This window comes from Enterovibrio sp. FF113 (assembly GCF_041439165.1).
GTDB classification, from domain to species: domain Bacteria; phylum Pseudomonadota; class Gammaproteobacteria; order Enterobacterales; family Vibrionaceae; genus Enterovibrio; species Enterovibrio norvegicus_A.
On record NZ_JBGONO010000003.1, the window covers coordinates 18671 to 31683 of the forward strand.

11 protein-coding genes are annotated in these 13013 nt (G+C 46.3%); 4 read left to right on the plus strand and 7 right to left on the minus strand.

The window, feature by feature from the left end:
* Positions 1-3: 3 nt before the first annotated feature.
* A complete protein-coding gene (locus ACED36_RS03050) occupies positions 4-1125 on the minus strand; it encodes an efflux RND transporter periplasmic adaptor subunit (protein WP_017006044.1) in 1122 nt (373 codons plus the stop codon).
* 294 nt (positions 1126-1419) lie between these two features.
* Positions 1420-1944: an NADPH-dependent FMN reductase gene (locus tag ACED36_RS03055; protein WP_016959658.1), complete on the minus strand. Its 525-nt coding sequence runs from the start codon at positions 1942-1944 to the stop codon at positions 1420-1422.
* 310 nt (positions 1945-2254) lie between these two features.
* On the opposite strand from ACED36_RS03055, the gene ACED36_RS03060 reads away from it, so the two are divergent.
* Positions 2255-3817, plus strand: coding sequence for an ABC transporter substrate-binding protein (locus ACED36_RS03060; RefSeq protein WP_016959659.1), 1563 nt, complete (start codon positions 2255-2257; stop codon positions 3815-3817).
* A gap of 84 nt (positions 3818-3901) precedes the next feature.
* Positions 3902-6805, plus strand: a complete 2904-nt coding sequence (locus ACED36_RS03065; RefSeq protein WP_371732768.1) for a methyl-accepting chemotaxis protein — start codon at positions 3902-3904, stop codon at positions 6803-6805.
* A gap of 74 nt (positions 6806-6879) precedes the next feature.
* Here the strand turns inward: ACED36_RS03065 and ACED36_RS03070 are convergent, their stop codons facing one another.
* Positions 6880-8244, minus strand: a complete 1365-nt coding sequence (locus tag ACED36_RS03070) for an MATE family efflux transporter (protein ID WP_016958373.1) — start codon at positions 8242-8244, stop codon at positions 6880-6882.
* A gap of 104 nt (positions 8245-8348) precedes the next feature.
* On the opposite strand from ACED36_RS03070, the gene ACED36_RS03075 reads away from it, so the two are divergent.
* Both ACED36_RS03075 and ACED36_RS03080 read left to right on the plus strand, forming a co-directional pair.
* Complete coding sequence (locus ACED36_RS03075) at positions 8349-9233, plus strand: LysR family transcriptional regulator (protein ID WP_371732769.1); 885 nt, start codon at positions 8349-8351, stop codon at positions 9231-9233.
* 61 nt (positions 9234-9294) lie between these two features.
* Positions 9295-10104, plus strand: a complete 810-nt coding sequence (locus ACED36_RS03080; protein ID WP_371732770.1) for a heparin lyase I family protein — start codon at positions 9295-9297, stop codon at positions 10102-10104.
* A gap of 86 nt (positions 10105-10190) precedes the next feature.
* Here the strand turns inward: ACED36_RS03080 and ACED36_RS03085 are convergent, their stop codons facing one another.
* The 4 genes from ACED36_RS03085 to ACED36_RS03100 form a co-directional block, all read right to left on the minus strand.
* Positions 10191-10673 (minus strand): DUF3299 domain-containing protein, encoded by a 483-nt coding sequence (locus tag ACED36_RS03085; protein WP_017003752.1) that lies wholly within the window; start codon positions 10671-10673, stop codon positions 10191-10193.
* Between the two features lies 1 nt (position 10674).
* On the minus strand, positions 10675-11931 hold the full coding sequence (locus tag ACED36_RS03090) for an ABC transporter permease (RefSeq protein WP_017003753.1): 1257 nt from the start codon (positions 11929-11931) through the stop codon (positions 10675-10677).
* Positions 11932-12624, minus strand: a complete 693-nt coding sequence (locus ACED36_RS03095; protein WP_371732771.1) for an ABC transporter ATP-binding protein — start codon at positions 12622-12624, stop codon at positions 11932-11934. It lies immediately after the preceding gene.
* A 38-nt stretch (positions 12625-12662) separates the two neighbouring features.
* Positions 12663-13013 (minus strand): DUF2796 domain-containing protein (locus tag ACED36_RS03100; RefSeq protein ID WP_371732772.1); only part of this gene is annotated, 351 nt, incomplete at its 5' end.

Below are 13013 nucleotides of genomic sequence, written 5' to 3' on the forward strand. Positions count from 1 at the left end.
AGCTTATGCCCCTTGGCCTTGAAGGCGAACTGTCATGCCATTTCGAACACGCTGCAAACCTTTGGTCAACACTTGCTCGTCTTCTACTAGGCCGCTTAATACAATGACACCTTGTTCCGTTTGAGGGCCAAGCTTCACGTTACGACGCTCAGCGACATTGCCTTCTTTCAGTACCATCACGAAATCACCTTCTAGGTCGGTCTGAACCGACAAACGCGGCACAACAATGTGTGGCGTGGTGGCTTTTTCTTTGACGATAACTTCAACATATTGCCCCGGAAGCAGGCGATAACTCGGGTTAGGGAATTTTGCGCGCAGCGCAATGGTGCCCGTGTTAACGTCAATGCGGTTACCGACGTAGTCCAACTTACCAGCATGCTCATAGTCGTACCCATTACCCATACTTAGGAACACTTCAACACGTTTTGCGCCGCCCTCGCCGTTGCCTGACATTCTGTCAGCACCCGCAGCCAGACGTTGCTTCTCACTCATAGAAAATGATGCCTGCATCGGGTCAAGGCTAACGATGGTGGTGAGAACGCCAGTGGAGGGAGAAACCAAATCACCAATACTGGCCAAGCTTTCACTGATACGCCCAGTGAATGGCGCGACGATTTCGGTGTGAGACATGTCAGTTTCAGCGGCTTGCAGTTGCGCTTGCGCTGCCTTCAAGGCGGCTTCAGCTTGCAGCTTTACTGCGGTCAAACGGTCAAACTCAGATTGGCTAATACCTCCACGAGGTAACAAATCTTTCCCACGTTCAAAATCCAACGCGGTATTCGTCACGCCAGCCTCTGCTTGCGCCACAGATGCCTCAGCACTGGCGACCTTCGCGCGATAAATAGCGGGGTCAATTTGGAAAAGACGTTGGCCTTCTATGACCATTTCACCTTCGGTAAAATATCGCTCGGTTAAGTAACCAGAAACTTGAGGAACAATGCTGACATCCTCCATCGCTTCGGTTCGTCCGACAAACGTTTGTTGTGGCTGATAATCAATCACTTCAGCAGATTGGATATCAACGATAGGCAAGAAGCCACCCTTCTGTTGAGCTTCTTGCCCACCACAACCTACAAGCACTGATGCGCTAATCAGCGCAGGAAGCAATAACTTCCGTTTAATCATTTTTCTCTCCTCACCTAACCTGTTTGCATTGAGACAAACGCAAAAAAGAATAGCGATAATTTATAGTGATATTATTGGGCTCATCGCCAAAATAAGACGTGACATTTGTTGCAGTAAAATGACATATGTAGCAACAAAATGGCAAGCCGACCCTAGTATGCCAAGCTATCCTTTCTGAAAGCTGTACGACACACAAAATTGCGACAGAATTGTAGATATGCAGAATTAAGATGTTACAAAATGCGACAAGACAACAAAGGCGGTTATTTGCCCGCCAATGCAGTAAAGATGGGATCAGAGAAGAGTTTGCATCGCTTCAGCAAGTCGGACTGAAAGGGAGTCATTGCTTAAAACACCCACTTCCGTATCAAAGTTGTCAAAAAACGAAGGGATCGACAGTGATGCTTTTAAATCACCGTCAAAATGAGGGCATGACGCTGACGCCGCAGCAAGTACATTTTTCGCCCCGCCCGGCCCTGGCGATGTTGATAGCATCACCACTTTCTTACCTTGAAAGACTTTTTGATTAATACGAGACGCCCAATCGAACACATTTTTGTAAGCCGCACTATAAGACCCATTGTGCTCCGCAAACGAAATAACCAGCGCGTCCGCTTCGCCAATTTTCGCGAAAAACGCCTTAGCTTTTTCTGGCTGGCCTAACTCCTGTTCTCGATCAACGCTGAACAAGGGAAGTTCGTAATCATTGAGATCCAAGATCTCAGCGTCAGCACCATCAATCATGCTAACCGCGTGAGTGACCAACTGCTTATTAATTGACGCTTTACTGCTGGAAGCGGCAAAAGCAATAACCTTCATATTCTTCTCCGAAACGTTTGTTTGACATACCTAACAATCATAGCGTCTTGCCTGTGTCCTGTGCGTTTTACTTTTCAGATAGTTAGAGAAAACATCATGCTTTTCTTACTGGAAAAGTACACGGTTCAACATGGCTTCAATCATTCACGCCAATATAAAAATAAATCCAAAAAATTCAAGAAGATAAATTAAATAGATTTATTTATGATTCAACGCTCTCATAAATGAGTCTTTGATTAACTACACTTTTTAAGGAGAAAAACCAATACACCGACTTTTAACTGTCAGATGGTAAATCAAGGTAGTCAATATGAAACTTGTTAACTCACTCGTCAAAAGCGTTATCTCGTTATTCATCATTTCCCCGATGGTGTCCTTGGCAGCACCAGAACCCGGCTCACATTTGAAAGTCTTTATTCCCAGCCTTCCTTACTTATATATTTCACATTCGATCAATGGCGCGCTTCTGAGACCTGCAAATAACGATCGCGGTTGGGACTACGACATGGCGGTTTCACATAGAAAAGTTGACGACACAACCTACGAGTTCAATTTACGACAGGGTGTGAAGTTTCAAGATGGCACACCATTTAATGCCGACGCGGTATTAATGAACATGAAATTTTTCAAGGAAGACCCGTTTTTATTTACGAAAATAGACACGGTTTTTGATCGCGCAGAAAAAGTAGATGACTACACCGTTCGATTTCATCTCACAGAAAAGTATGGTCAATTCCTAAACGATGCTATTTGGATTCAGTTCTACACCCAAGCCTATCTCGACAAATTTGGTTGGAACGGCAAACCAACATGCCCGAACCTTGCCGAACCAGGCCCTTACGGCTTGGGGCCCTACATTCTCAAAGAAGGGTACATTGAAGGTGATCGTCAAACACCCAAAGCAGTTTTAGTGGCTAATCCTAACTATTGGAATTCTGAATTTCCAAAGATTGAAACGGTGACCGTCTATACCGAGCTCGACTCCAACCAAGCACTAGAGATGGCTATTGATAACGATGCCGCTCTCGACATTATGCCAATACCCTTTTCTGAGAAGAAACGAGTCGAACAATCACGATTTGCCAAACTTGTGAGTGCACCGTCAACCAACAACATCGCTATTCACATCAACATGCGAACGGGCAACAAGCGCCTTCTTGACAAAGATGTTCGTGTCGCTCTCAACAAGGCAATAGACCAACGCCGCTTACTTGAAAAGAACTACGCAGGCGAAGGTCAGATAAGCCCAACACTCGCTGCGCCTCTCTATCCTGGTGTAGACAAAGTGGTGAAAAACCTCAAAGCCTATTCTGAAGTGCAAAACCCCAAATCCATTCGTGACGAGCTCAAGAAAACTTTAGATGGACTTGAACTCAACGTATATACGCAAGACCGTTTTATGTACATCTGGAAAGGTATCGACCGTGACTTACGCAAAGTTGGCGTAAAACTCAATTTCACCATCACATCTAGTGAGAAAGATGTCTTTGGTCAGTTGCTTACTACTAACGCTAAAAAGAACACTGAAGATTGGGATCTCCTCGTTTGGGGTAATGACGATTGGTATTACAACCACCCCTGGTCGGCATTTTTTGTCTATCGCACACACAATGCGTGGAGCACCATCTTCCCAGACAGCACTTTGGATGGATACATCGAAAAGATGTTCCGCGAATCGGCGGGAACACCTGAGTTTGATGACGTCTCTGACAAAATCATGCGTCATGCATATAACAACGGGTACATGTTGTTTGTCCCAACGCCAAACAAGGTGTTAGCCGTCAATAGAAACGTGAATTACTCACCATTTAGAATGGCCAACATGCCACTGTGGGAAATCGAAGTCACGCCTTCACATTGGTCAGTCAAATAGTTTTTCGGTGAGTCACTGAACACAATGAAACGAAAAGCGAGAGTATGCTGACATCGCACTCGCTGGTAAAAAAAAGGGTCTCGAATGTTTGCAAAGCTAAAAGTAAAGCTACTTCTTATCTTCTTGTTCACTGGCGTATTACCCATTCTTGTTGTTGGGTATTTGGCACTTACAACATCAAGTGCTGCGTTACAAGATCAAGCGTTTGCACAGCTTGTCAGTATGCGAGAAGTTAAAAAGGATCAAATCGAGTCCTATTTTAGTCGTGCTCGCAAAGACACGATGATCCTTTCCGGCAGTGAAGACACCAAGCAAATTCAAAAATTGCTTCAATTCTACGCTGCAGATGAAGATGTCGAACGTGATGATCCCTTTCCTACTGACACATATGAATACGAAGAAATCTGGAGCGTCAACGGAAAAACCCTCAGTGATTATGTCAATGTCTACGGCTATACCGACGTTTTCATTATCCAAGCCGACACTGGTCACGTGGTTTACACCGCACAAAAAAGATCCGACCTTGGCGCGAATCTCATTTCAGGGCCGTTAAAGAACAGTCCCCTCGCCACCTTGTTTCGAAATGTCGTTTCCAGTAACGACATTAGTGTTCAAGATTATCAGCGGTATGCTCCTCACGACAACAAACCTGCCGCACTCATTGGCGCTCCAATCACTGATTTAGGCGGCAACACTCTCGCGGTAGCCGTATTGCAGCTTTCTGTCGCAGAAATTAACGATATCATGTTGCAGCGCACAGGCATGGGGGAAACCGGTGAGACTTATCTTGTAGGATCTGACTTTTTGATGCGATCAGATTCGTTCTTGTCCGATATCAGTCATTCCGTTAATGCTTCATTTGCCACACCTGAAGAAGGAAGCATCAAAACCATCGCCACCTTAAAAGCTATCGCAGGTGAAACAGGTTTTGACATCATCAATGACTATCGGGGTATCTCTGTTTTAACTGCATACACGCCTCTTGAATTTGGCGACAAAAAATGGGCACTTGTAGCCGAAATTGACGAATCAGAAGCCTTTAGCCAAGTCAGCACCATGAAATGGATGATTGGTATTGCGCTGCTGTCCGGTGTAATGATCATCACGTTGATTGCACTTGTGGTGACGAGGTCGCTCACTCACCCTGTGTTGAAACTAACTGAAAACTTGGAAGCCGTTGCGCTAACTGGAGACTTCTCAGCACGAGTAGTGGTGAGAACCAAAGACGAACTGGGCCAATCTGCTGATGCATTCAACACGCTGATGGATAGTATGCAAGCAGCAATTGGTGACATAAAAAAAGTGATGGAGGGCTTAGCAGAAGGCGATTTCAGTCATCGTATTGAAACTGATCTTCGTGGCGATCTCTTATCGATCAAGCAGGCAACCAACACTTCCCTAGAAAATGTAGAAGCTTCTGAACGAATAAAAGCAAACCTCGAGCATGATGCGAAAATTCAAGCGGAGGAGAATGCTCGTGTTCGTCAGGCGCTGGACAACGTTTCTACCAACACTATGATTGCAGACAGAAATTTCGACATCATTTACCTCAATAGTGCGTCTCAGGCATTGCTGAGAGAAGCAAGAGATGATTTTGCTCAGGTGATCCCGCACTTTAATCCCGATGACATCCTCGGGCAGAACATTGATTTCTTTCATAAGAATCCTGCGCATCAGCGACAATTACTCGAACATATTGATGACACACATGAAATGCAAATGCCCGTTGGTAATCGCATTATGGCCATTGCTGTCAATGCGATTATTGACGAACACAATGAAAGAATTGGTACCGTTATAGAGTGGACAGACCGCACCGCTGAAGTCGCCATAGAGCGTGAAATTGATCAGATGGTAGAGGCCGCGACACGCGGAGACTTCTCTAAACAACTTTCTCTCGATGACAAGAAAGGGTTCTTGTACAAACTCGCACAAGGCTTGAACTCTCTGACCAACAATACCGACGCCGCACTCGAAGACGTGCAGCGCATTTTAAGTGCAATGGCCAAAGGCGACCTCACACAACGAATTGAAAAAAGCTACAACGGTCGCTTTGCCCAACTGAAAGCCGACACCAATGCCAGCATTGATAGGCTGACTCAAGTCATTGACAATATCCGCCTCGCATCAGAAACCATTTCCAACTCTTCCAATGAAATCGCATCAGGTAATCGAGATTTAAGTCAACGCACCGAAGAGCAGGCAACATCGCTACAAGAGACTGCAGCAAGCATGGAAAGCATGACCGATACGGTTAAACAAAGCGCAGACAATGCCAAAGTCGCCAACAAATTGAGTGAAGACGCGCGACTAAAAGCTCGTGAAGGAGGAAATGTGGTGATGAGAACCATCACCGCCATGGATCAAATCAGCGGAGCCAGTAATAAGATTTCCGACATTATTGGTGTCATTGATGAAATCGCCTTCCAAACAAACTTGCTGGCGCTTAATGCAGCCGTAGAGGCAGCACGTGCAGGTGAACAAGGCCGTGGGTTTGCTGTTGTGGCAGGCGAAGTACGAAACCTCGCACAGCGTTCGGCAGAGGCCGCCAAACAAATCAAAGAGCTGATCCGCGATACGAACAAAAAAGTAGAAGATGGTGCGGAGTTGGTCGCTGAATCCGGCGAGACACTGCAAGAAATTGTCAATATGGTTGAAGAGGTCAGCAACAAAATGTCTGACATCAGTGAAGCGGCACAAGGTCAAAGCTCCGGCATTGAACAAGTGAATATCGCCGTCAATCGTATGGACACCATGACTCAACAAAACGCAGCACTTGTGGAAGAAGCCACAACGGCGGGTGAAAGCATGCTCTCTCAGGCGCAAGACATGAGCGCCATGATGGAATTTTTTACCGTTTCTGGCAGAAATGATGCTATTAAAACGCCGAACTTAAAAACAATGCGTAGCGTTAAACCTCCACAGAAAAAATTCGCTAGAACGCAGAAAAACGAAGAAGATGATGAAATTGAGTGGGGAGAGTTCTAATCTTCTTGTCTCAATCAATCAGGGAGCATTCGCTCCCTTTTTTCTCGAGCCGAGGAACCCATTAGAAAAGAAAACTACGCGATTGCATGCGTTAGCGCGAACTGCTTACGTTTCTGTCTATAAATATCGTTCCACATCACAGGCAAAACAATCGATGCAAGCACAATATTAGAGATAGGCATCGCTAACCACACGCCTTCAACTCCGTAAAATTTTGGCAATACATACAGGAACGGAAACTGGACCAGCATATTGGCGACAGATATACCCAGTGCTTTTCCGCCCTTGCCCACCGATAGAAAATACATTGATGCGAGAATGATCAGCCCATCAAGATACATAGCAGACAGGTGTAAACGAATACCCAGTGTTGCTTGTTGTAAGAGCGCCTCATTGCCACTGCTAAACATGCCAATAACAACGTCCGGAAATACATTCAACACCGCTAACCAAGCCAATCCTGCGACAAGTGACACCAATGAGGCTAGCTTTGCCACATTAGCTATCTTGGCGTACGACTTTTCCCCATGATAAAAGCTCACTTGCGGCTGCATACCCTCAGCGATACCTTCTGCTACCACGTAGTACAGTGTCATCAAATAACCCACAACGGCGAAAGCGGCGACACTCACTGGTGTTCCATATTCGGCAAATAAACGGTTGTGAAAACCAACAAGCACACCGTAATACATAAACATGACAAGCGACGAACACCCAAGGACCAAGCTCTGTTTTGCGTCAGCAAAACTAAGCTTTACCTTGTGACGAAATACCCCAAGAAACGAACGGGATGAACACAGATAAGCCAGGCCTATGACAACGCTGACTAATTGTGCCAACACTGTTGCAAATGCAGCGCCTTTCAGACCCCACGACATCACACCGATAAACAGGTAATCGAGAACGATATTGGTCAATGCGCCGACGACCATCATGGACGTTGCCACAAAAGGACTGTCGTCATTTCGTATCAAAAAAGGCAATGCACCGGCAACAACCGTTGCCAATGCGCCTAACTCAAACACCATCAGATAATCGGATGCATAACCATGTGCCAACCCCGAGGCCCCTTGTAAACCAATCAGTGAAGCACTGAAGCAATACAAATAAACCGATGCGACAATTGCCAGCCCCAACGCTAATACAAGCCCTGTCGCCATGGCGCTTCTCGCTTTGTGTAGGTTACCTTCACCACGGTAGATGGAGACTAAACTGCCAGCCCCCATGCCTACCATTAACCCCAAACCACCGACAACGGCAATCACTGGCCAAGCAATGTTGATGGCTGCTAACCCTTCTGCGCCAATGTAGTGCCCAACAAAAATACCGTCCACTAATTGATAGAGTCCGTTGACGATCATTGCAGCAATAGCAGGGATGGTGAAACGCCAAAACGTTTTGGTGATGGAATCACTCTGTTTTAAATCGGTGGTATGCATAAACAGTGAACTTAAAAAAGGAAAGAGACGGGTACGAGTTTGACGTTGTTTTGATATAGATAAAAGTTACAATCAATCCTCAAAGCGGATACATAGGTGACATCATGCAGTGGACACTCGAACAACTCAAAGCCTTTACAGAAGCAGCCGAGGCTGGGTCATTTTCTGCTGCAGCACGCAAGCTCGGCAAAGCGCAATCTCGCGTTAGCACTGCCATTGCAAACTTAGAAGTCGACCTAGGGTTTGATTTATTTGATCGCAGTGCCAAACTACCGGTGTTGACCAATGCGGGGAAAGAAATGCTCGTTGACGCCAAGGCTATCTTGCAGCAGTGCCAACGCATGAACTCACGCGCGATGGCGGTCACTAAAGGTGAGCCTGTCGCATTCACGGTCGCCATGGATGAAGCCGTTCCTATCCAAACTTTTGAAACTTTGTTTGAAATGATGGCCGATAGTTTTCCGGAGCTAAAGCTCACTATTTTGAATGGGTCTCAGGATGATATCGCGACATGGGTTAACGAAGGCCGAGCAGACATCGGGTTTATCTTTCGCGTCAAACCTTTGTCTGAGTCACTCGATTGGTACGACATCACCACGGTAAAACAAGTATTGATTGCTTCGCCTCAGCACCCTCTTTCGGCAATTGATCACCCGCACGAAGATGACTTAGTTAAACATCGCCAGCTCGCAATTCGAGACCGTTTAGGTTCTTCGCAAGAACAGCCTCTTTCTCCTCGCTATTGGCATGTTGACAGCTACTACTATATTTCAGGACTGGTTAATCGGAACCTTGGCTGGGCTTTTGTGCCGGAACATATCATTAACCATGATTGGATGGAGGGCTCCGTCAAAACGCTCTCAACTGCCGAACTTTCGAGCCCACCACTGCTCACACTAAGTGCCATCAAGAAGAAAACACGCGGTTGGGACAAGGTGATGTTATGGATCGACAACACCTTAAATACTCTGTTTCCGACTCAGGTGTAACGAGAACCCTAAGCTGCTGTGGTCTACTATAAAATGATGATTTCAAACCATGAGGTGATCGATGTTTTGCCGCCATGCTCGAAAGCCTCACACGCCAAAGAATACAATCAATTTCAACCTTGTAGACGTTATCGCTTTCGTATTTGCTATGCTGCTAAGCGGTTGCTCCTCCGGCATCGATAGCAGTGGTTTTGGTCCGTTTCAGCGCTCTTTAAATTCAACGACCCACGGTTATCAGATCACGCCCGATCTCACCGGTAGTGCGCCAACTGAATTAATAGAAATATTCGACGTTCGCCCCGGTGATTGTTCTTTAAACGATGGTTGGAATGATTGTAAAAAAGATCGAGAACGAAGTGAGTTATCGGAGATAAACAAATCAACCCACGTAAACAGTGAATACTGGTACGGCTGGTCTATCTACTTCCCCGACGACTATGTGAATGTTTTCCCAACGAAAGCGTCACTTGGGCAGTTTCACCAAAAGGGCTCGCACCCCGTTTGGATGTTTCAAAATAGTGCTGGCGGCTATCACCTTGATAATCAAGTCTTAGGGCAGACAACCGAGTATTACGCACTTATTGATGACAAAGACCTTCGCGGCCGTTGGCATCACATTGAAGTGAACGTTCGGTGGGCAACCGATCCATCCGGTTTTTTCGATGTATGGGTGAACGGCGAGCAAAAAGTGGGCTATCAAGGACAGACGATGGATGCATCGATCGTGTACTTTAAATATGGCCTTTATCGTTCTTTCCTTTCTCGTTATAAAACCGCGAATAATGCTAATGAAGTTCCCGCCCAAACGGTTTACTTTTCTAATGTTAAACGCAGTCAATCTCGACGTGGCCTTATCCCTGATGGCGATTAACATTTAACTGAATACCCTTCTACAAAAAACCGCCCTAATATTGGGCGCCTTCAAGTAGCGTTTTGTGAACGTTTTAATCGCTTTGCCTATTCGTCGTAAGCTTCTATCGACACACCCTCAAGCAAATACCCTGCTTGAGCGAGATCATGTGACACAGTTTCCGTTTTCAACGTCCCAATCACATACACCACATCCCAAAGCTCGTGGACTGGCGCACCTTTATCAAATTTCACATACACAATTTGGTTAGGGGGCGGGGGCGGTACGTGAATACACGCGCCAAAAAATGGCACCAATAAAAATTCCGTCACTGTGTTGGCATCACCTTCCAGCGGGATAACAAAACCGGGGATTTTCACCTGGCTGTTATTCAACTCAGAACGAATACTTCCCACTAAGTTTTGCTGAGGATCATCACTTTCGTGATTGACCATTGGCATGCCTCTGTCATTGAATTGATTGCGTTCTGACTCTGGGATCAGGTCAATCCAATCCAACGTCAATGTCTCATTTGCTTGAACGAACAATGGCAAACAAGTCGCCATTAATAGAAGCCATTTTTTCATCATGTTATATCCGTATGGTCATGCCATCTGATAGTGATTGGCGATACGCGCGCAACGCAGGCAACACGCCCACCAATAGTCCTGCCACAAGCACAATGCCCATTAGCATCCATTCGCGGCTATTTAATAATGTCGCTGAAAGTTGTAAGCCGTATTGGCTTAACACAAACGGGGCGGCAATGGTGATGACTGCAAACACAGAAGCAATCCCGAGCATGATGCCAAGCAAAGTTAAACACACCGCTTCGCTGATCAACAGTGCAAAGATATGTGCTGGCCTTGCACCCATGGCGCGCAAAATCGCCATCTCTCGTCGTCGCTCATTCAAGCTTGTCAGTAGGCTAGAAAGCATTCCCAGCAAGCCTGCAACCACCACAAATCCTGACACCACCAACAAGGCTTGTTCAGCCACGGACATCAGCCCCCACAATTCATGCAGTGCAATGCCAGGCATGATAGCGGTCAGCGGCTCTCGCTTATATTCGTTAATGGTGCGTAGCAAGGCAAAGGTTTGAATTTTACTTTTCAATCCTACTAAGAGCGCCGTAATTTGTTCAGGTTGTAGCTTATCAGGGTCAATGCCTTCCGCGCTAACACCTACCCCCATTCGAGCACCACTTTCCCAACCGATGTGAATCGCTTCAATCGCAGGTAGAGAGACATGTACGCTCCGGTCTACGGGCGTGCCTGTCGGTGCCAGAATACCAGTGATGGTAAAAGGCAGATTATCGTGACGACTGAACTTTCTGTCCGCCAGTCCATGCGCAATGACGATGTCATCACCCAGTTTATACTCGAGTTTTTCCGCGACTTCAGCGCCAATCACGGTATCAAACAGGCCATTAAATGGCAGCCCTTGAGTAAACGTGAGTGGCTGTTTATTCCCGTATTTGTAATGCGTGAAGTAGTCTCCCGTTGTACCTACCACACGGAAACCTCGATGAGAGTCGCCCAGGGAAATGGGGATAGACCATGCCACCGACGGATGACGCTGAATTTCTTCAACGCTGTCCCAACCAATGTTATTGGTAGCATTGCCAATACGAAACACCGAATAAAGCAGTAAGTTCACTTGCCCAGATCGCGCACCAACAATCAAATCTGTGCCAGAAATAGTGTTGGCAAAACTTTCTTTCGCTTGAGTACGAACACGCTCCACACCTAGCAGTAACGCCACAGAGATTGCCACAGTCAGAATCGTGAGAAAAGCCGTCGCTTTTCGGTTAGTTAAGCTTTGAATCGCCAATCGGAATATGGCCATTTACACCACCACCTTATTCGATACACTGCGGTTGATCTCGGACAGTGACACCGCTCGGTCGAAATGCGTTTCCAGCGTATGATCATGACTGACAAACAGCAGGCTAGTTTCCGCATGGTCGCATTCTTTCATTAATAGCGAGATAAACGCGTTACGACTATCTACATCCAGTGCAGAAGTGGGTTCATCAGCAAGCAACAATGCTGGTCGGCCAATCAGTGCGCGAGCTGCGGCAACGCGTTGCTGCTGACCAATGCTTAGTTCGGTCACGGGCTTATTCAAACACGCATCCGGCAGGGCCAGTGCGCTCAATAGACGAGTGGCTTCTTGGTTCAAATCACCGTTCACACGCTGTTTTCGCATCGACGAAAATCGACACGGTAGCGTGACATTATCTAAAACAGACAGATACGGCAAAAGGTTGAACTGCTGAAAAATGTACCCCAAATGATCGGCGCGAAATACATCGCGCTTAGCACCTTTCAACAGCGAAATGTCGATATCCTGAATGTACAACGAGCCTGATTGCGCGACATTAATGCCTGCAACCAAACCCAGCAGTGTAGATTTACCGCAACCACTTGCGCCTTTGAGAAACACTTTCTCATTGGCACCGACTTCAAAATGCGGGATATCAATCTGCCACTCAGACTGTCCTGGCCATCGAAAGAAAAGATCTTTTATTAATAACATGATGATACTTAAGGCCTCAGTGATGAGGCCTTCCTGTACTAGAAACGAATGGTTCTTGACGTTGGCGTAAGCTCGCCGGCAGAGACACCTTTATCAGTGATCGCTTGGACACTGATTTTTTCTGTCTGACCAAATGTATCAAACCAGCGCGAAGTGACAGATTGAAGTTCAGTAGGATTTGAACAATGGAAGGTGTATTGGGCAGAAAACTCACCGTGTGACTCAGTGTCTTTTTGATGGTGCTCGCTATGGTCATCATGCTTATCGTGAGCATCATGGCTGTCATGCTTATCGTGAGCATCATGACCGTCATGCTTATCGTGAGCATCATGACCGTCATGCTTATCGTGAGCATCATGGTCGTCATGCTTATCGTGAGCATCATGGTC